The organism is Spirosoma humi (assembly GCF_054776575.1).
Map to the genome: position 1 here is coordinate 234,099 of NZ_BAAHBR010000008.1, position 18,098 is coordinate 252,196.

General features: G+C 47.5%; 22 protein-coding genes and 1 pseudogene. 3 read left to right on the forward strand and 20 right to left on the reverse strand.

The features are described from left to right. Positions 1–134 precede the first annotated feature (134 nt). Positions 135–488 carry a nuclear transport factor 2 family protein gene (locus tag ACYU8Y_RS09505; RefSeq protein WP_460936530.1) on the forward strand — a complete coding sequence of 118 codons (354 nt, stop codon included), beginning with the start codon at positions 135–137 and terminating at the stop codon, positions 486–488. A 38-nt stretch (positions 489–526) separates the two neighbouring features. Here ACYU8Y_RS09505 and ACYU8Y_RS09510 read toward each other — a convergent pair whose 3' ends face one another. The 3 genes from ACYU8Y_RS09510 to ACYU8Y_RS09520 form a co-directional block, all read right to left on the reverse strand. Then, positions 527–1,354 carry a helix-turn-helix domain-containing protein gene (locus ACYU8Y_RS09510; RefSeq protein ID WP_460936532.1) on the reverse strand — a complete coding sequence of 276 codons (828 nt, stop codon included), beginning with the start codon at positions 1,352–1,354 and terminating at the stop codon, positions 527–529. Continuing rightward, positions 1,355–2,326, reverse strand: a complete 972-nt coding sequence (locus ACYU8Y_RS09515; protein ID WP_460936534.1) for an aldo/keto reductase — start codon at positions 2,324–2,326, stop codon at positions 1,355–1,357. Positions 2,327–2,456: 130 nt separating this feature from the next. Further along, positions 2,457–3,044 (reverse strand): Crp/Fnr family transcriptional regulator, encoded by a 588-nt coding sequence (locus tag ACYU8Y_RS09520; protein WP_460936536.1) that lies wholly within the window; start codon positions 3,042–3,044, stop codon positions 2,457–2,459. 210 nt (positions 3,045–3,254) lie between these two features. Here ACYU8Y_RS09520 and ACYU8Y_RS09525 point away from each other — a divergent pair, with 210 nt between their 5' ends. Continuing rightward, positions 3,255–4,133 (forward strand): MBL fold metallo-hydrolase, encoded by an 879-nt coding sequence (locus ACYU8Y_RS09525; protein ID WP_460936538.1) that lies wholly within the window; start codon positions 3,255–3,257, stop codon positions 4,131–4,133. A gap of 47 nt (positions 4,134–4,180) precedes the next feature. Here the strand turns inward: ACYU8Y_RS09525 and ACYU8Y_RS09530 are convergent, their stop codons facing one another. Both ACYU8Y_RS09530 and ACYU8Y_RS09535 read right to left on the reverse strand, forming a co-directional pair. Then, positions 4,181–4,720: a hypothetical protein gene (locus tag ACYU8Y_RS09530; protein ID WP_460936540.1), complete on the reverse strand. Its 540-nt coding sequence runs from the start codon at positions 4,718–4,720 to the stop codon at positions 4,181–4,183. A gap of 113 nt (positions 4,721–4,833) precedes the next feature. After that, positions 4,834–5,478, reverse strand: coding sequence for a hypothetical protein (locus tag ACYU8Y_RS09535; protein WP_460936541.1), 645 nt, complete (start codon positions 5,476–5,478; stop codon positions 4,834–4,836). 386 nt (positions 5,479–5,864) lie between these two features. On the opposite strand from ACYU8Y_RS09535, the gene ACYU8Y_RS09540 reads away from it, so the two are divergent. Continuing rightward, positions 5,865–6,296: an RrF2 family transcriptional regulator gene (locus tag ACYU8Y_RS09540; protein ID WP_460936543.1), complete on the forward strand. Its 432-nt coding sequence runs from the start codon at positions 5,865–5,867 to the stop codon at positions 6,294–6,296. A gap of 17 nt (positions 6,297–6,313) precedes the next feature. Here ACYU8Y_RS09540 and ACYU8Y_RS09545 read toward each other — a convergent pair whose 3' ends face one another. The 15 genes and pseudogenes from ACYU8Y_RS09545 to rpmG all read right to left on the reverse strand — a co-directional run bounded on the left by ACYU8Y_RS09545 (position 6,314) and on the right by rpmG (position 17,905). Next, entirely contained in the window at positions 6,314–7,984 is a 1,671-nt protein-coding gene (locus ACYU8Y_RS09545; protein ID WP_460936545.1) for a hypothetical protein, read from the reverse strand. Positions 7,985–7,989: 5 nt separating this feature from the next. Next, entirely contained in the window at positions 7,990–8,757 is a 768-nt protein-coding gene (locus tag ACYU8Y_RS09550; protein WP_460936547.1) for an ABC transporter ATP-binding protein, read from the reverse strand. Between the two features lie 112 nt (positions 8,758–8,869). Beyond that, the gene (locus ACYU8Y_RS09555; RefSeq protein WP_460936549.1) at positions 8,870–9,883 is read right to left on the reverse strand and encodes an aspartate-semialdehyde dehydrogenase; all 1,014 of its coding nucleotides are present in this window, start codon (positions 9,881–9,883) and stop codon (positions 8,870–8,872) included. A gap of 167 nt (positions 9,884–10,050) precedes the next feature. Further along, entirely contained in the window at positions 10,051–10,734 is a 684-nt protein-coding gene (locus ACYU8Y_RS09560; protein ID WP_460936551.1) for a hypothetical protein, read from the reverse strand. Positions 10,735–10,814: 80 nt separating this feature from the next. Next, a complete protein-coding gene (locus tag ACYU8Y_RS09565) occupies positions 10,815–11,408 on the reverse strand; it encodes a 5-formyltetrahydrofolate cyclo-ligase (protein WP_460936553.1) in 594 nt (197 codons plus the stop codon). A 29-nt stretch (positions 11,409–11,437) separates the two neighbouring features. Then, positions 11,438–12,985 (reverse strand): bacillithiol biosynthesis cysteine-adding enzyme BshC, encoded by a 1,548-nt coding sequence (gene bshC, locus ACYU8Y_RS09570; RefSeq protein ID WP_460936555.1) that lies wholly within the window; start codon positions 12,983–12,985, stop codon positions 11,438–11,440. A gap of 172 nt (positions 12,986–13,157) precedes the next feature. Beyond that, positions 13,158–13,450 (reverse strand): annotated as a pseudogene (locus ACYU8Y_RS09575) (HepT-like ribonuclease domain-containing protein). 30 nt (positions 13,451–13,480) lie between these two features. Then, positions 13,481–13,777 (reverse strand): nucleotidyltransferase family protein, encoded by a 297-nt coding sequence (locus tag ACYU8Y_RS09580; protein WP_460936557.1) that lies wholly within the window; start codon positions 13,775–13,777, stop codon positions 13,481–13,483. A 10-nt stretch (positions 13,778–13,787) separates the two neighbouring features. Continuing rightward, on the reverse strand, positions 13,788–15,095 hold the full coding sequence (gene rimO / locus ACYU8Y_RS09585; protein WP_460936559.1) for a 30S ribosomal protein S12 methylthiotransferase RimO: 1,308 nt from the start codon (positions 15,093–15,095) through the stop codon (positions 13,788–13,790). Between the two features lie 65 nt (positions 15,096–15,160). Next, positions 15,161–15,643 (reverse strand): hypothetical protein, encoded by a 483-nt coding sequence (locus ACYU8Y_RS09590; protein WP_460936561.1) that lies wholly within the window; start codon positions 15,641–15,643, stop codon positions 15,161–15,163. After that, complete coding sequence (locus ACYU8Y_RS09595; protein ID WP_460939008.1) at positions 15,636–15,875, reverse strand: HEPN domain-containing protein; 240 nt, start codon at positions 15,873–15,875, stop codon at positions 15,636–15,638. Before ACYU8Y_RS09595 ends, ACYU8Y_RS09590 begins: the two co-directional genes overlap by 8 nt. A 114-nt stretch (positions 15,876–15,989) precedes the next feature. Continuing rightward, positions 15,990–16,325, reverse strand: coding sequence for a nucleotidyltransferase domain-containing protein (locus tag ACYU8Y_RS09600; protein WP_460936563.1), 336 nt, complete (start codon positions 16,323–16,325; stop codon positions 15,990–15,992). 9 nt (positions 16,326–16,334) lie between these two features. Next, positions 16,335–17,291, reverse strand: a complete 957-nt coding sequence (gene ftsY, locus ACYU8Y_RS09605; RefSeq protein WP_460936565.1) for a signal recognition particle-docking protein FtsY — start codon at positions 17,289–17,291, stop codon at positions 16,335–16,337. Between the two features lie 176 nt (positions 17,292–17,467). Further along, entirely contained in the window at positions 17,468–17,623 is a 156-nt protein-coding gene (locus tag ACYU8Y_RS09610; RefSeq protein ID WP_080238052.1) for a DUF4295 domain-containing protein, read from the reverse strand. Positions 17,624–17,719: 96 nt separating this feature from the next. Next, positions 17,720–17,905, reverse strand: a complete 186-nt coding sequence (gene rpmG, locus ACYU8Y_RS09615; RefSeq protein ID WP_012929817.1) for a 50S ribosomal protein L33 — start codon at positions 17,903–17,905, stop codon at positions 17,720–17,722. Between the last annotated feature and the right edge of the window lie 193 nt (positions 17,906–18,098).

Below are 18,098 nucleotides of genomic sequence, written 5' to 3' on the forward strand. Positions count from 1 at the left end.
CGTGCACGGTTGGTTTATTTTAGAATAGACAACGGTTACAGATTAACTAATCCATTCACGATAGAAAGAAGGCGACGCTTACTTTTGGGCAGCATCGTTGTATCATTTTAAGAAAAAAACTAGCCAGTCTTCCTATGGATGCTCAGTTAATGAATATGCTTCAGCAAACACATACCGCTGTCTGGAATGAAAAAGACCGTACAACGCGTGATGCACTGATGCAAACCATCTATGCCGACAATATGAAAATGTACGACAAGGATTTTATTCTTGTTGGCCTTGTTGCCGTTTCTGACTTTATCGACAAGCTATTTGCGGGTGACGATAATTTCAATTTCACGCCAACAAAGCCCATAGAAAGTACGCAACATGGAGCCCGGCTATTCTGGGATATTCATACTGGCCCGGATCGATTGACCGGTATGGATTTCTTTGTCCTGGAAAATGAAAAGGTGGCGCACCTGTTTGTCTTTATGGATGCTCACTAAAGGAGCGTCACAGGCCAGCGCCAGTCTAGACGAGTGAATCACTTTGGCGAAGGGCCATACTTCAGTGCAGTGGGCACCATGCCAAACTTTTTCTTGAATGAGTACGAGAAGTGTGACAGGCTTTCAAATCCCAGGTCGAGGTAAATGGCTGAGGGACTCTGATGTTTGGTTTCAATGAGGTGCCGGGCTTCGGTTAGCCGTTTGTCCTGCAGCCAGTGACGGGGCGGAGCACCGAATGTTTTCAGGAAATCGCGTTTGAAAGCTGCGAGGCTGCGGCCGGTAAGCTGCGCGAATTTTTCGATAGGAACGTTGAAATGAAAGTTAGTGAGCATGAACTTTTCCAGGTCGATCTTGTAAGGTTCAGAAAAGTCGAATAAAAAATGGTGAAGTTCCGGTAGGGCAAGTAATAGCAATTTAACACCTTCTTTCACTTTCAGAATGCCCATTTCATCGGTCATGCTTGCTCCTGAGCTGCGGGCGTAGGGGACAATAGAGTGAAAATAGCCCTGCAGGAATTCGTTGGAAGGAATCAGGAGGTTTGGCTGACCGGTGTATTTTCGGTCTGCTTCGAGCTTTTCTTCTAACGCAATCTTCCGCAGTAAGTCCTCCTGCAGGGATATTACGATTGTTTCATAGTTGCCGCCGGGGAGTGGTGTTTTGGTGAGCGTCCCCAACTGATTTTTGCCGATCAACAGCATCTGTCCCCCGGCCATCGAAATGGTTTGCCCAGACGTTTCCAGAGTAAACTGTCCTGAAACCTGCAATATCAAGGTGTGGTGGTTCCAGAAGCATACTTTCTCCCTCCGCTCAGCGGAGAGGTAAGAGTAAAAAATCACGCCCGGAAGAATTTCGGCTGGACTGGTCATTTAACGTTGTAAGTAAGTGCCGCCTTGTATAGCGCCTGGGGCAAACGTAGCGTTCAGGATGTTTATTTCCTCTGGCGTAAAAGTAATATCCATCGCTGCGATATTCTCCGGCAAGCGCGACCGACGACTCATACTGACCAACGGCATAATTTGATCGCCTTGCTCCTTCACCCAGGCAATGGCAACCTGGGTTGGCGTACATCCTTTGTTGCTGGCCACTTGTTTTAAGACGTCGACTTTTTCCAGGTTGTGAATTAAGTTTTCCCCTTGAAAGCGGGAGAAATGGGTACGGTAATCGGTTTCGCCGAGCGGTGCTTTCAGGTCACCGGTCAACAAGCCTTCGGCCGTATTGGCGAAAGCGACTACGGCAATGCCTAATTCCTTCGCTGTCGGCAGCAGTTCGCTTTCTATCTGACGATCGGCCAGTGAATAGCCAATCTCCAGCGCGCTTATGGGGTGAATGGCATTGGCTTTACGAAGTTGGTCAGCCGTAATTTCCGATACACCAATATGACGCACCTTACCTTCTTTGATCAGATCGGCGACCGTTCCGATGATGTCTTCCACCGGTACGCTGTCATCCATTCGGCTGGGCTGGTAAAGGTCAATGGTATCGATACCTAAACGGGTCAGCGAGTAGTTAATAAAATTCTTGATCGCAATGGGGCGCAGATCCATACCCAACCATTGACCGTTGTGAAAGATAGCGCCGAATTTTACGCTGATGAAGGCATCGTCGCGTCGTTCTTTAATGGCTTTGCCGATCAGCAGTTCATTATGACCAGCTCCGTAAAAGTCTCCGGTGTTCAAAAAATTAATACCGCTATCCAGCGCTTCATGAATCGTAGCGATGCTTTCTGTTTCGTCGGGTGTCGGACCGCCCCAGATAGAAGACATGCGCATACAGCCTAAACCAAGTTTAGACACGAACGGGCCCTGTTGACCCAACTGAATTTTTGTGCTGTTTTTCATGACACAAAGATCAACTAGCGAAGCACGGACAAGTTTCTTCTATGGCTCAAATCACTTTCCTGTACGGCTCATCTAACGTTGAGTTGTGCAAAAAATAATTTCGGGTAGTAAACCCAGAAGTCGGCCCGCTTCATTTTTTTGTCGACTGATGTCGGATACGGCTCAATGTTTCTTTGGTTATACCCAGGTAAGAGGCTATAACGTGTTGAGGGAAACGCTGCAGAAATTCGGGATATAGTTTGATCAACTCCTCATAGCGGTAATCAGCAGTGTAGTTCTGGGCCATGTTCAAGCGTTTTTGAGCAGCCATGTGCTGATTATCATCAAGCTTTATCCGCATTTCGTTAAAGGCCGGAATGGCATTGATCCGTTCGTAGTAGCCGTTGGCCTTGGGCAGTAACAACAACTCCGTATCTTCCCAGGCATCGATGTTGTAAATAGAGGGTGTTTCTTTATGAAAGCTCTCACGGTCGGACGTCCACCAGTTTTCGATGCACAAATTGAGTACGTGCTCATACCCTTTTTCATCGACCGTATATTGGCGCGTAGCTCCTTTCACAATAAAGGCGATGTATTTGCAGACTTCGCCCTCCTGTAATAGAAATTGTCTTTTTCTTAATTTTTTAGGGACGAACGCTCTCTGAAGCAAATTGATATCTGCTTCAGAGAGCGGACTGGATGACCGTTCTTGTATGTAATGTATAAGGGATGTGAGCATTAAGGCCGGACTGGACAAAGGTATCGTAAGGAACGGACGTTTTAATCGTTCTAATTTGTAAAGATAATGGCTGGTAAAACAGAGTTTACCGAAAAAGAAAAGTTGTATAAGACGATGACTGTCTACGTGTTCGCGACTAGTAACAGAAACGTTAACAGGTATTAAAATTTGTGTATAGACCTCAAACCTCTCGGACTCTTTCGTCAGCCCATGAACCTAACCATTACAGGCTATTCGACAGCCCTATTTGCCACCTGGTACTTTATTGAAGAGTATCGACTTCTGTTTGATGCCGGAGACGGCGTTGCGTCTTCGCTGCTGCAAAAATCGCGTAAGATCGACCATATCTTCCTCTCCCATGCCGATCGGGACCACCTGACAGGGTTGTTGCGGCTCAATGAACTCATTGCGCGAGATGGATTGCCAAACCTGTACTTTCCAACCGATGCGCATTCGTTTTCAGCCCTGGAAATTTTTTCGAAGCAGTTTGATGCACGCGTCGGTCAAACCAACTGGCAGGGGATGGCCGATCAGCAATGGACTATGATCCAGAAAGACATCTTCGTACAGGCACTGCGCAACAACCATGTTGCCAGTGCGCATCCGTCGCAGGTAAAAAGCGTGAGTTATCAACTCTACCAACTCAAACAGAAGCTTAAAGCCGAACTGGTAGGTTTACCTCAGGAGCAACTGACTCAACTGGCCCTTACGGCCGGGCGAGAAACGATGACCGAGCCGGTCCGCCTTAACTTGATAGGTTATTCGGGCGATACCCCCGCGGACCAGCTCGGACAATGGAATGACACGAGTATCTTAATTCATGAAGCTACTTTTCTGAGCCACCAAGATATCAAAGAAATAGACCCTACTCGAAATCGGCATAGTACGCTGGAAGAGGTTTTGCGGGAAGTGGCTCAGATTAAGATTGAGCGGTTAATCCTGGGCCACTTTTCTTCCCGTTACTCAGCGGAACAGATCGATTCGGCAATTAAGAAATACTGTCAGTTGTACAAGATTCAGATTCCAGTCTATCGTTTATTACCTGGACAAATACAGTGGGACATATTACAAAGCCAACCGATTAATTAACAAAGTTGTAAGTGGCCTTGGCTGAACGAGCTAACCTTAATGATCGTCTAGACGATAGAAAAAACCAGCCCACTTATCAGGCAGGCTGCCGCGATAAGCACAAGAAGAATACCCCAAACCAGTACAGAGCCTGACCTCCGTTCCCGTATTTCGAGAAAGATAGGTGTTTGTGTGTGGGGCATGGCTGCGTTAGTTGGCCAGCCGAGTTGGTATGTCCCCGCCTGAGCCCGGAACGTAAAAAGCTGAATACGGCCCTCCCAGCCGTCGTTGACCCACATACCGGAAAAACTTGACTGTACCCTGACTGGTTTGCCAGTCTGCAGGGCCGAGATGACTGGCGTCGGCATCTTCACGGGTACTCGCTGTATGGTTCTGCCGGATTGCCAGATGGCGTACTCGCCGGCATGGGTCAATACAAACTGGCCGCTTATTTGGGTCAAGGGCAATTTGAGCAAAACCGGAGCGCCAACCGCCTTTTGAATTTGTTTAATGCCCAGGATGAGTAGCCAGAGGCCAAGGGCAAAAAGGCCCAACGAGATAATCCAGGTAGTTGCTACCAGGGCGATTTGGGTAGTTAACGAACACATCCTTGTTGTAGGGTACTCATCAGATCTGGAAAAGGGTCAAGGTAAGGGACCCATTCCATCGAAACAACGGTATAGTAGCGGTGTCAATGTCTGAAGTACGATCGACGAAATCCCTACAAGACAGACTCCTTCAACGTTGTCGATGGGTTGGCATATTGTAATACACCCTTCCACTTTCCTTTAAAGCTGTGCTGTTGGCCCGTTGTTATATTCTCCACAAGGCCCTCAAAGGAGCATGTGAGTTGATAAACCGTGACCTGACGGCTGATGTCGATTCGGGAGTTGGGTGGAATCTTAACGGTCAACAGGCCTTTGGTACCAAAGCCATAGGGCTTTTGTTGTTGAAAAGGGGTAATTGAATACGTTTCAACCGAGCGATCGAACAGGCCGCTCCCATACCAATGCTCAGGTACACCCACGGCGAACGTGCTGAGGTCAATTTCGTTAGGGACCTGGCTGGTAGGATCAATAGTAAACCAGGAAGTTTTCATTAGTTCGCCAAAGCCCTCTTCAACTTGCTGCGTGGCGATGACAGAACCTGGATTCTGCACACTCAACGCTTTTAATTGCAGCGTTGTGGTGTCAACTTTGTCGCCTTGGTTGAAGAAATACCGCATGGCTTTGAGTTCATACTGAGCTGGTATCGGCGCAGGCGAATCAACCTGTTCGGGTTTGGAACAACCACTCAGCAGAATAAATAACACGAGGCTAAGGACTGAACATTGAGCGAAAGACAAATTACCAAGCAGTTTGTTCATCTGGATTCGTTGAGTTTAATCAAGGTTGGGCTGGTACCAGGTTCATTCTCCGTTAAGAGTAGGATTCAGTAACTTTCTACTGAATAAGTGCCAGCATGTGATAAATGCTTGATTGAGCGTGCCAATGCGCTGACTATGATAACTCAACGGATTGGCTCTTTTGACGAGTGAAATACAAAAATACCTGAGGGTTTTTGTATTTCTCCGTACGGTTAACAACTTTGTGTACTGGCAGCTGTTTAGGAAGTTAATATCCTATTTGTCCTATAGAATTTATAATTATGTTCTGTTCGGATAAATGATTGATGGAAACCAGGGATAAACAGCCGCTAATCTGTTTAGTACACCATTCCGAAGATTGCCTTGTGTAGAAAATAAGCACCACTATGATTTCGAAAAAAGCTAAATATGCCTTTAAGGCCCTAAAAGTTCTTACCGAGGAATATGGGAAAGGGCCGATCTTGATTGCCCATATCTCAGCGAAGGAAAACATTCCTCAGAAATTTCTGGAAGCTATTCTTCTGGACCTCCGCAATCATGGATTGTTGCAAAGTCAGAAAGGGAAAGGGGGCGGCTATATGTTACGGCTTGATCCACAACAAGTAAATCTGGCACAGGTACTACGTATTATCGATGGGCCAATTGCACCCACTCCCTGCGTATCAAAGCATTTTTACGTGCGTTGCGACGATTGTGCCGACGAGGAAACTTGTGTTATTCGGCCTCTTATGGTACAGGTGCGGGATGCTAATCTGGCCGTTTACGAGCAGGTTACTTTGCAGCAGTTTGCTTTGGCAAATGGGCAGTTAATACAATGACGAGTGGGGTAGTATTCTTATCCCATCTGAATTCGGCTCCAGTCCGTTTTCTTGTATTGCTGAAGTAGAATCAGAAACAGGGCAACCGAAAAGGGCAAGGCTATCCAGGTCCCATACGGTAAAATGGTTAGGCCATAGTGCGACAATCCGATAATGCCCAGAATAAGACTGGTGAACAACCCCCGTGCGGTATTATTCTGCTTGAGGGCATCGGGCTCAACTGAAAACGGCATGAAGCGTGTAGCTAACAGCGCCGTACACAGAAGCATAATCAGCGAGTTACTGAAGGCCAGCAGCACATCGCTGATTTTATCGAGGCCGTAGCGGTATAGAATATAAGCGGACAGCAGTGCGTAAAACGGGATAAGCAGTTTCACGATTAAGGCTTTTAACGAGCCGGAGAGTACATCACCGGGCGTTTTAATGGGTGCACTGCCGTAAACCCAGGACGCCCGATAATTGTCGGATATGCCTAGTTGATACTGCGCAACCATAACATAGAGTCCCGCAAAATAGAGTGCCAGGAGGTAGAAAAATCCTTTCGAGCCCATACTATTCCGCTGAAAGGACATGGCCACTACATAGGCAAATCCAAACCCCAGCTGTGGGTAGGTTTTAAGCTTGAATTTACGGTCCCGGCCCGTTATTCGCCAGGTAAAAGCAAAGGCGGCTCGTTCGAGTGGATTTGTCGTGAACCAACTGGCTAGTAGGTCGAGCCAGGGCGTTTTGCCCGACGGTGTTCGTTGGTTCGCAACAGTTGACGTCTCGGGGCGGCTTTCATGGTCTATATGACTTAGCTTCTGGGTAAAGCCGGCGGTTAGAAACCGGTTCATGAACCACAAACCCCCAAATGGCATAAGGAGCGCCAGCAATCCGTAAATCAGGTGAGTCGTAGTGAATACAGGCCGAATCAACATATCGACCGTGCCCGCCATCCACATGGGCGGAATCAGATAATGCCACCATTGGTGGGCGATGGTTTGGGTCAATACATCCTGGGAGTCGATCAGGCGGGGGAGCAACTGGTAGCCGCCGTAGAACAGGATAGCCATCACAATCTGAAAATAGTTGATCACTTCGCGCAGTTTTTCTTCGCTGATGACCCGCATCAGAAGCAGGTAAAATACGTTGGTCAAGAAGACCATCAGCACGGCCGACAGCAAACTCATGACCAGAAATGCGAGCCCCACAATCGGGCCGAACCGATACGCCAGCAACAAAACACCTCCTACCGATAAAGACAAGGCAATGGCGAACAAATAGCTGGTGATGTGAATAATGCGAGCTAGCCATAGGGTGCGGTTGCCTACAGGACGGGGTAAAATAATCTGGTTGTCGGAAGAGTCCATAATGACCGATGAGAAATCGGTAATGAGCGTCATGGCGCACAGGGCCATAACATAGGAAAATTGCAGCGTAAGCGGAAAGAACAATTTGTCTCGCTCAGGTACACCCAATATACCGAAGCTAATCAAGCTACCAATGAAGGTATAAATGAGCAGCATTCGGGTGAAATTGCTGTTGCTTTCGGTCGCGGTTTTGCCATATCGGCCCAGGCTAACGAAGCTCCGCCGGTTATCCATTGTCAGCTTGACCTGCACTATGGCTCTCAACTGACCGTAATCAGCACCCAGCAGCCGAAACACTGGTTTCACCCAGTCGAGGAGCCAGAGAATTAGGCTTGTCATAGGGATCAGTTTTTGAGCGCGTGAACAAACTCCTCAGCCACACCCGTTTGCCCGTCACTACCGGTCAATTGGGCAAACAATTGTTCGAGCGATTCAGGTCGCTGGTGTTGTAGTTCGGCAAACGTGCCATCGGCAATAATCTGACCCTGATTGATGATAATGATCCGATCCGAAATCTTCTCGACCACATCCATAATGTGCGAACTGTAAAAAATGGTTTTGCCGTCATTTACCAACTGCCTCATGATCTCCTTAACCAGCACAACGGCGTTGGCATCCAGACCCGAGAGTGGTTCATCCAGAAAAATAACATCCGGGTTATGCAAAAGGCCAGAAATGAGCAGAACTTTCTGGCGCATTCCTTTCGAGAAAGTTGTCATACGGGCATTGGCATAGTCGCTGAGCTGAAACAGCCGAAGTAACTCCAGCGCTTTTCGTTCGATATGGATTGGGTCCAGGGCATACAGTTGACCGATGAACTGAAGGTATTCCAGCGGTGTCAGGCTGTCATAAAGAGCCGCGTTTTCGGGGACATACCCAATTCGACGTTTAATGTCGAGCGACTGAGTCTTCACATCCATGCCCAGCACGGTCGCTTCTCCAGTGAAATCGGGAAGCATCCCAATCAGAATTTTGATGGTGGTCGACTTCCCCGCGCCGTTGGGACCAATGTAACCCACAATCTGCCCCGCCGACACGGTTAAGTCAATGCCTTTCAAAACAGGCGTCGACTCGTAGGATTTATAGATATTCTGGAGTTGGATAACGGCCATTTTTGGTAAAGGAATAAAATTTTCAGCGAGACAATCTAAATTAAATCTACGCAAAAAGTCCCGTTCAGCAAGTAGCTAAACGGGACTTTCTGTAAATAAACAGGCAGAAAGGTTACACCGCTACGGCTTCGCGTTCAACCAGATTATGCTTCATAAGATACTCGGCAATTTGTACGGCATTCGTGGCTGCTCCTTTCCGGAGGTTGTCGGCTACAATCCACATATTCAGCGTTTTGGGCTGGCTCTCGTCACGACGGATACGGCCCACAAATACGTCGTCTTTCCCGTGAGCCGTTAGCGGCATAGGGTAAATTTTATTCGCCGGATCATCCTGTACAACAATGCCTTCTGCCTTGGTCAGTAAGTCAACTACTTCGCTCAAGTCGAACTCATTCTCGAACTCAATGTTAACGGCTTCGGAATGCCCGCCAATGGTCGGGATGCGTACCGTGGTAGCCGTAACCTGAATGGAGTCATCGCCCATAATCTTCTTGGTTTCGTTGACCATTTTCATCTCTTCTTTTGTGTAGCCATTGTCGAGGAAGACGTCAATGTGTGGCAACACGTTCAGGTCGATGGGGTGCGGGTACACTTTCGCGACGCCCTCCTGATTGGTTCGCTCGGCAAAAAGCTGATCGACCGCGGCTTTCCCCGTTCCCGTCACTGACTGATACGTGGACACCACGACTCGCTTAACGGTATAGCGATCGTGAAGTGGTTTCAGGGCGACAACCATCTGAATGGTCGAACAGTTTGGGTTGGCAATGATCTTGTCGTCGGGTGTCAGCGTGTTAGCGTTGATTTCAGGAACGACCAGTTTCTTGCTTGGGTCCATGCGCCAGGCCGACGAGTTGTCGATAACCGTAATACCTGCTTCGGCAAACTTGGGTGCCAGCGCCAGTGACGTACCGCCACCCGCCGAAAAAATCGCAATAGCGGGTTTGGCGGCAATGGCATCCTCGAAACTAACGACCGTGTATGATTTACCCTTGAACTCAACCTGTTTACCAACCGACCGCTCGGAAGCGACGGGAATGAGTTCTGACACGGGGAAGCTGCGCTCGGCGAGCACCTTCAGGATTTCGCTACCGACCAAGCCAGTAGCCCCAACGACTGCGATTTTCATTGTTTTGATGCGGATGCTCCGGAGCCGCCCGTGTGGGCTCTTGCCGTGAAATCCGCTTTATTTAGTTAATAAAAACGGGTCTGTCAGCACTAGCCAACGCCCGCATAATGATTGGCCTGCAAAAATAGGGTAAAACTTTGACGGACAGGAATTATCGTTTAAAAAAGTTAGAAGCGCCCTACCAGACCAACGCCCGAGTTAGCCATAGACGAGTAGGGCGTAAGTTGCCAGGATATACCCCGTTGTTTCAGAGCCCGGTTGTAATACTGCACCGAACGGCGCAGGTGTGAGCCAGGCATATTCAGCCCCCAGCCAATACCGGCCATTAGCACCCCACCCAGCAGGGTCAGGCCACCTGCTGCGTAGGTGTTTTTTCGCTGAGTATCCGTTACTGCCTGATAGCCCGCAATCTGACCACCATAGACAACACCACCTGACCCGCCACAGGCATAGCCCGTCGGACAAACATACGGCTGTTGTGCTATAAATTTCCCGTCGGACCCCGGCCCATTCGAACCCATGATGATTGCCCCCACAATAGCTGACGTAATTCCGCCCGCAATGAGCCAGCCACCTGCTTTGCGGCTGCTGATATAGGCATTGAACTCACGGATAGCGTTTGGGTCGCCGGATGCATATATGTACTGACCCAGATCTTTGGCTCGTCGAATATCGAGGCCATCATACACGTACTGTGTTTTTACTTGCTGTCCGTATCGTCCGTTATACGAAGGAATCAGATCGCTTTCGATTGGCTTAAGATTCTCTCCCTGAACGGGAAGTGGAATTTTGTCTTGTTGCGCCCATACTGACAGGGGACAGAGCAAGAGTAGTAGCAAAAGTGTTTTCATGACCGTTGTTCTTTTTATAAAGATAACGCCAGCCACCAGTTGTTTATATGGAAAAGTAAATAAACTATGATTAAATAGTCTTAATTGTAGCTATACAGTTGCCTTGGTGTTATAAAACAGTTTAAGGAAATATCTGTCGGTCCGATATCGTCAATGATGTTGATAGGTTCAAAGAGCGAAAGGCCAATTGTCAGGCAATCGGGGCGGCAACTGGCCAGAAAACGGTCATAATAGCCACCTCCATAGCCTACACGATGTCCCTGTTTATCGAAGATAAGTAAAGGTACCAATACGATGCTTATCTGGGCGAGATCGGTTTCATATCGGCTGCCAACGGCGGGTTCAGGAATGCCCAGTCTGTTTTCTATCAGCGCCGTAGACGGAAACAACGTGTAGTTGATCAATTGATTCGTGTACTCATCGGTAACCGGTACACTGATCTGAATGTGTGGAAGGTGCGTCCAGATCTGGTTGATGATGAACCAGGTATCTACTTCATTCCGTCGTTTAATGGGCAGAAATGTGTGCACGATTGCCGGACTGCTGTCAAGGTCATGCTGCTCAAGATAGGTGAAGAAGTTGCTGGCTATGCGCTGACTGTCTTGAGCAACTTCTTCGGCCGTAAGGATTTTGCGTTTAGCTAGAAACTCCCGACGTAACTCAGCCTTGGTCATAAAATCATGGGGGCTACCTGAGGAACTAATTATTCCAGGCAAAGCTGCATTTGATACGTGAACGGGTCGAAGACCGACAACATTTTTTGCAGAAACTGACGATCATTCAGGTAAAACGTCAGAAAGTTTTCGCTGCGCTCCTGTAATCCTGCGTTGGGGAAAAGGTCATTCTTGACGGCCAGCAACTGCCGGATACCCGTTTCCTGATTGCGTTCTTCGGCTCGGCGCATCTTCTTCTCGAGTCGGGCAACTGCGTCGGCGAATCGTTTTGTTTCCGCTAAAACGGCCTTTTCGAGCGTTGGGTCAACCATTTGGGCTTTATTCAAAATGGCGTCAAGCGCTTTGTTGATGGTTTTATTCTCGTTATCGAATTTAAGAATATGCCGGGTGTGCGTTTCAATAAACTCCCGTTTGAGCGCGAGCGTATCCTGAAATAATTGTTCGGGGGTAAGGCCAAGCTTGACAATACGTTTCGAACTTACGGCCGAAACGTACATCGCAAAATTCCGTGGCATCAGAATCGGGAACGTTGTTTTATACTCCTCAAACACACTTTTCAACTGCAACCAATACGGCACTTCCGATGGTCCACCGATGTAAGCCAGATTGGGGAGAATAGTTTCCTGGTACAGGGGACGCAATACCACATTTGGGCTAAATTTTTCGGGATGTTCGGCCAGCAAATCTAAGACCTCGCTCTCCGAAAAGCTTATTTTTGTATGAAGAACCCGATACGTTCCATCTTCCTTGCGCTCGATACGTTCCCGAATCTGGTCATCCAGGTAGAACAGATTTATATCACGGGGTGTAATAACTGTTTTGTAACCTAATTTCTCAAGCTCCCTGGTTCTTGTCTGTACCAACTCACCTGATTTTTGCTGGGTAAGCTCATCCCGCATAACGGGGGCGAAAACCCGTTTTAGGGCGGCATCGTCAGCATCTAAGCAAACCAGCCCTTCCGCTCCAAATAGTTCGTTTATGTAGTACCGGGCGGCATCGGCCAGGGTATTGTGGTGTAGGTAAGCCTTTTCAAACAGTGATAACTTTTCGGGAATTTGAGCGAAAAGGGTTTTTAATTCTTTCGGGTTCATGCGGCCAACGGCCCCACGCTGCTCTGTTTGCCAGGCGTAATTTTTGCCCATCAACGAAAAATGGTTGATCTCCGCAAAGTCATGATCTTCGGTAGCCATCCAGTAAACCGGCACGAAATTATAGCTGGGATAAGCTGCTTTGAGCTTTCTGGCCAGGTTTATGGTCGTGATGAGTTTATAAATGATGTAAAGTGGCCCGGTAAAAATGTTGAGCTGGTGCCCCGTGGTGACCGTGAAGGTATTGGGCTCCAATAATACCGAAAAGTCCGGTTTTGCGTCGAGAGACTGGTATTGCCGTTGGAGAGCATCAACCAGAACCCGCCGATTAGCTTCATCAAAGTTTTTCTCGTTAATCTGCTCCTTGAAGGCTGCTACATCGGGAAAGCGGCCATAAAAAGGTTTTAAACTGTCTTTATTCGAAATGTAATCAAGGAATAGGGAAGAAAACTGGCCGGTTGAAGCAAGCGGCAGGTACTGACAGTCCATGCGGTAGGCGGAAGTTGCGTTTACCGGATTTTAACAACGAAAAATCCGGCAAGGTTCGACACTGGGTTGTTCAGCCCACGACTTGAGTCGTGAGTCGGGAAAATTTGGACTATATGCTTGAATCGTTGACGTGATTTCTTGTCAGGGTTAATGGCTGAACTAGCCCATTTCATCACAATGTTTCGGCAATATGAATGAACAGGAATTTCAGATTCGGCAAATCATTTGTGATTATATGCCATATCAGTGCCGAATCAACCCCGAAATATTCATGCACCAGAATAGGTCGTAAGCCAGTGACTTTGCGCCACTCAACCTCAGGAAAAATCTCTTTTACTGATGAACGACATGGTTGCACGCTTCGCCAATTATTTCGAGCTGCTTGATGCAGGCAAATCGCATCATTGAATTTGCCAGGAACTGAGAAAAGGTCTGATTCGCTACATAATTTTCAATCTCAGCAATCGAATCAAGGGCATCTCCAGCCGTTGCTTATTACCGAACCGCCCTTTCATAAATCAGTTTTTTATCCTTGTCAATAAAAGGACGAATTCGGGGCGACAGGCCACTTGAAGAAACCAGATCAACGGGCTTATGCAGTTGTTCTTCCAATTTCATGCCAACAAATTCTAAACCTATAGGACGGTTATAATCAAGTTCTACCAGTAAGTCAAGGTCACTCTGCGGATTGGCTTCGTCCCGTGCGTATGAACCGAAAACATAGGCTCTCACTACTGGCTTATCTTGCAAGTAAGGGTGAATGACCTGTACTTCGTTCTCAGTTAGTTTCATGCCGGGCTAATTAAACAACTTCACCGTATAAATCAAACTCTTCAGCGCGATCAATGCGTACGTTGGCAAAGTCCCCGAGCCGGACATACTGCGTAGCGGGTACCAGTACTTCGTTATCAACTTCAGGGGAATCGGCTTCGGTGCGACCAATAAAATAGCCACCTTCTTTCCGGTCGAATAGCACTTTGTACGTCTGCCCGATTTTTTGCTGGTTTAGTTCCTGCGAAATACCCTGCTGAATTTCCATCAGTTCATCCACCCGTTCCTGCTTGATATCGGCCGGAATATCGTCGGGCATGGAAAAGGAATGCGTGTCGTCTTCGTGCGAATACGCAAATACACCCAGCCGATCAAAACGCATCCGCTCAACGAAGTCGTACGTCTCCTGAAACATAGCCTCCGTTTCGCCGGGGTGACCGGCAATCAGCGTTGTACGAAGAGTAATGCCGGGAACACGTTCGCGGATCGTATGAATTAAACTTTCCGTTTTCTCCCGGGTAATGCCCCGGCGCATAATTTTCAGCAACTCCGTAGAGCCGGTTTGCAGGGGCATGTCCAGGTAGTTGCAAACGTTTGACCGCTCGCGCATAACATCCAGCACTTCCAGCGGGAAGCCTGATGGGTAAGCGTACTGTAACCGAATCCAGTCAATGCCGTCAACATCCGCCAGTTTGTCGACCAGCTCAGCAAGGTTTCGTTTTTTATACAGATCGAGACCATAGTAAGTCAGGTCCTGCGCAATTAGAATCAGTTCTTTGGTGCCGCGTCGGGCAAGAGACTTCGCTTCGGTCAGCAATTCCTCAAACGGGCGGGACACATGGCCGCCCCGCATCAGCGGAATAGCACAAAATGAACAGGGACGGTCGCAGCCTTCAGCGATTTTGAGATAGGCAAAGTGAGCCGGAGTGGTGAGCAACCGTTCGCCAACGAGTTCGTGCTTGTAGTCGGCACGGAGCGTTTTCAGCATTCGGGGTAACTCGTTGGTGCCAAACCAGGCATCTACCGTTGGCATTTCTACTTCGAGTTCATCTTTGTACCGGTGTGAAAGACAGCCCGTTACATAAACTTTGTCAACTATGCCCGCGTCCTTGGCGTCCACGTAGCGCAAAATAGTATTGATGGATTCCTCTTTGGCATTGTCGATAAAGCCACACGTATTGATGACAACGATATTGGCGTCGTCTTTCTTCGATTCGTGCGTTACGTTCATACCGTTGCCCTTGAGTTGGGTAAAAAGCACCTCCGAATCCACCAGGTTCTTCGAACAACCAAGCGTGACGATATTGATTTTATTGGTACGTATTCCTTTGGTTTTCATTTTGTAACGCGGACATTCTGTCCGCAGTATTATGCAAATAAGGGCGGACAGGATGTCCGCGTTACTCAAAATACAGCCTGATGAATAATAGCCACCGTTACTGTTACTGATTTGTTTTTCTGGACGTTGACCGGAAAAATATTGTTTTTGCTGTCCGATAAATTCGCGTATAATCCCTTTTCTTCTTTCACCATTACGGTGTATTGACCGACTGGCAAGCTCACGCAAAATTTCCCATCTTTCCCGGATTTAACGGTTTTGACTGGCTTCGCATCCCCGACGGAATGGATAAATCCGTTTTCGCCGGCCTCAACCTGACTTCTATTCAACAGAGGAAAAATTAACACGTCGCGTTCAACCGGCGTTCCATCGGGGTTTTGCCGGGGTGAGTCAGGGCTTGGCATGTAATTGCCTCGTTTTTCCCGAACCACGCCACAAATTCCCTGTTTCTTCACCGATTTAGCGGCTTTTCGCCGGATAGATGTCTGAGCCGAGCCTGCAAACGAAATGCTAAGTAAGAAGACGAAATAGATGATGTATTTACGCATAACGCTCTTTTACAAAGCCAAGAAAGTTTTCGGCTAATTGAATAAGTTGATTTATCTCATCCAGTGAAAAATCGCCATCTACATCATAATCCGCTATTTGTCGGCGTTCGAACAACGTTGCAAAATCATCTTTAAATTGTTCAGGTATCTCACCTGATTTAATGTAATGAAGCGAAAACATCTCACGGGCAGCAGAATGGCGTTTTGTCACAATGTTCTTCTCCACGAGCAGACCGCGTACGAGTCAGAAAAAGCAATAATAGCATGATGTAATGGCTCCGTTGTAACGATCGTTTTAGCATTAGCTAAATATCCTTCCGCTTTTTTAATACAGTCGCTTAGGTCTTCACTCATAAATGCATTTGCCGTCCTTTCTAACTTCTCTATAGAAAATACGATTTGACGTTAGAAATTGGTTTTTCGATACAACGACAGCCGAAATCGGGATAAGTGTTCTAAGATAATAGTCGTTTTGGTCGGTTATTGTAGTAGCTACTTCCTTAAATGAAGAAACATTATCATCTCTTAAAACGACCAAATAGTCTACGTCGGACTCTTCATTAAAATCACCACGGGCATAGGAGCCAAACAAGATGACCCTGTCCAGCCGGTCGCCATAATGACGTTTCATAATATCGGTTACCTCCCGATTAACTTTATCCAAGTCTGTTACTACTGCCATGGGGCATATTCATTTTTTGAAGAACGAATCCACAAATTCCATTTTGTTAAACGTCTGAAGGTCATCGATTTTCTCACCAACGCCAATGTACTTGACCGGAATTTTAAACTGGTCCGAAATGCCAATCACAACGCCCCCTTTTGCTGTACCATCCAGTTTAGTGATCGCCAGGGCGGTTACCTCGGTTGCTTTCGTGAATTCGGTTGCCTGAATAAACGCGTTTTGCCCGGTAGATCCGTCCAGCACCAAAAGTACCTCGTGAGGGGCTTCGGACGTGAATTTCTGCATTACCCGCTTTATCTTAGTCAACTCGTTCATCAGGTTGATCTTCGTGTGCAATCGTCCCGCAGTGTCGATGATTACGACATCGGCACCTATTTCGGTTGCTTTTTTTACCGCATCAAAAGCGACAGCTGAGGGGTCAGTGTTCATGCCGTGCGAAATGACCGGAACGCCCACCCGGTCGCCCCAGAGTTTAAGCTGATCAACGGCGGCAGCCCGGAACGTATCGCCCGCGCCCAGCACGACTTTCTTGCCACGCTTATGAAATTGGGCTGCCAGCTTACCAATGGTGGTGGTCTTACCGACACCATTAACCCCCACGACCATAATGACATAGGGCTTTATACCAGCAGGCAGCGAAAAATCATCCGCTATGTCGACCGTATTATTGTCTGACAGTAGGCCCGCTATTTCTTCACGCAGAATTCGGTCAAGCTCTTCGGTACCTACGTATTTATCACGAGCAACGCGTTCTTCGATCCTTCGAATTATTTTAACCGTTGTTTCAACACCTACATCCGATGAAATAAGTACGTTTTCAACTTCGTCCAGAACCTCTTCATCGACAGTAGATTTCCCAACGACGGCCCGGCCGAGTTTAGAGAAAAAACTGTCTTTTGTTTTCTCTAATCCTTTGTCGAGTGTTTCTTTCTTTTCCTTTGAGAATAAACCAAATAGGGCCATAAGGTAGAGTCAGTGAGTTGGTCGATTGATAGTCAGGTAGAATAGCGTATTTCCGGTAACGTGTAGGTGGCTGTGCCGCTACCTGCCCTAACTATTTTTTGATAAAAAAAAGTCCCACAGAACCGATTACGGCTGTGGGACGAATGTCTTCGTGCGGGAAGCTGACTTTTCAATGCCTAGCTTTTCAGCGCAGACTGTACTTCGTCAACCGGGACCATTTCTTCTTTGAAGGTGTAAGCGCCAGTTTTGGGCGATTTAACGGCTTTGATAATTTTGGCGAATGCCTTGCCGTTATCCTTCGTTTTCAGGGTTGCAACTACCTTTTTTGCCATGTCGATTGTTTAGTTTATGGTTTATGGTTATCAGTTTTCGGATGCGGTAACAGATTGACTCTACCTACCGTAAACGGAACACTATAAACCCAAAACCTATTTAATTTCTTTGTGCAGCGTTACTTTCTTGAGGAACGGATTGTATTTTTTTCGCTCGATACGAGCCGGCGTATTTTTCCGGTTTTTCGTAGTAATGTACCGGGACATGCCGGGAACACCGCTGTCTTTCTGCTCGGTGCATTCCAGAATAACCTGGATTCTATTGGCGCCTTTCTTTGCCATTGCTAAAGTTCGTTTTCTCGATAAGGAGCGCAAAGGTACGCAATGTCTTTCACTTGACAAAGAGCTTGTTAGAAAAAAAGCTATGATTTTGGATGATCGCTCTCAGAAAAGTCAGGATACGGTTGACTTTCGGACCCCCGCTTTCGACCTTTGACGTACTATTGTACCAAATAGCCGCGGGCTGTTTGATTTA

Coding starts and splice junctions, on each gene's coding strand:
- ACYU8Y_RS09505 (WP_460936530.1), top strand. CDS start 135: ATGGATGCTCAGTTAATGAATATGCTTCAGCAAACACATACCGCTGTC.
- ACYU8Y_RS09510 (WP_460936532.1), bottom strand. CDS start 1,354: ATGACCAGTCCAGCCGAAATTCTTCCGGGCGTGATTTTTTACTCTTAC.
- ACYU8Y_RS09515 (WP_460936534.1), bottom strand. CDS start 2,326: ATGAAAAACAGCACAAAAATTCAGTTGGGTCAACAGGGCCCGTTCGTG.
- ACYU8Y_RS09520 (WP_460936536.1), bottom strand. CDS start 3,044: ATGCTCACATCCCTTATACATTACATACAAGAACGGTCATCCAGTCCG.
- ACYU8Y_RS09525 (WP_460936538.1), top strand. CDS start 3,255: ATGAACCTAACCATTACAGGCTATTCGACAGCCCTATTTGCCACCTGG.
- ACYU8Y_RS09530 (WP_460936540.1), bottom strand. CDS start 4,720: ATGTGTTCGTTAACTACCCAAATCGCCCTGGTAGCAACTACCTGGATT.
- ACYU8Y_RS09535 (WP_460936541.1), bottom strand. CDS start 5,478: ATGAACAAACTGCTTGGTAATTTGTCTTTCGCTCAATGTTCAGTCCTT.
- ACYU8Y_RS09540 (WP_460936543.1), top strand. CDS start 5,865: ATGATTTCGAAAAAAGCTAAATATGCCTTTAAGGCCCTAAAAGTTCTT.
- ACYU8Y_RS09545 (WP_460936545.1), bottom strand. CDS start 7,984: ATGACAAGCCTAATTCTCTGGCTCCTCGACTGGGTGAAACCAGTGTTT.
- ACYU8Y_RS09550 (WP_460936547.1), bottom strand. CDS start 8,757: ATGGCCGTTATCCAACTCCAGAATATCTATAAATCCTACGAGTCGACG.
- ACYU8Y_RS09555 (WP_460936549.1), bottom strand. CDS start 9,883: ATGAAAATCGCAGTCGTTGGGGCTACTGGCTTGGTCGGTAGCGAAATC.
- ACYU8Y_RS09560 (WP_460936551.1), bottom strand. CDS start 10,734: ATGAAAACACTTTTGCTACTACTCTTGCTCTGTCCCCTGTCAGTATGG.
- ACYU8Y_RS09565 (WP_460936553.1), bottom strand. CDS start 11,408: ATGACCAAGGCTGAGTTACGTCGGGAGTTTCTAGCTAAACGCAAAATC.
- bshC (WP_460936555.1), bottom strand. CDS start 12,985: ATGGACTGTCAGTACCTGCCGCTTGCTTCAACCGGCCAGTTTTCTTCC.
- ACYU8Y_RS09580 (WP_460936557.1), bottom strand. CDS start 13,777: ATGAAACTAACTGAGAACGAAGTACAGGTCATTCACCCTTACTTGCAA.
- rimO (WP_460936559.1), bottom strand. CDS start 15,095: ATGAAAACCAAAGGAATACGTACCAATAAAATCAATATCGTCACGCTT.
- ACYU8Y_RS09590 (WP_460936561.1), bottom strand. CDS start 15,643: ATGCGTAAATACATCATCTATTTCGTCTTCTTACTTAGCATTTCGTTT.
- ACYU8Y_RS09600 (WP_460936563.1), bottom strand. CDS start 16,325: ATGGCAGTAGTAACAGACTTGGATAAAGTTAATCGGGAGGTAACCGAT.
- ftsY (WP_460936565.1), bottom strand. CDS start 17,291: ATGGCCCTATTTGGTTTATTCTCAAAGGAAAAGAAAGAAACACTCGAC.
- ACYU8Y_RS09610 (WP_080238052.1), bottom strand. CDS start 17,623: ATGGCAAAAAAGGTAGTTGCAACCCTGAAAACGAAGGATAACGGCAAG.
- rpmG (WP_012929817.1), bottom strand. CDS start 17,905: ATGGCAAAGAAAGGCGCCAATAGAATCCAGGTTATTCTGGAATGCACC.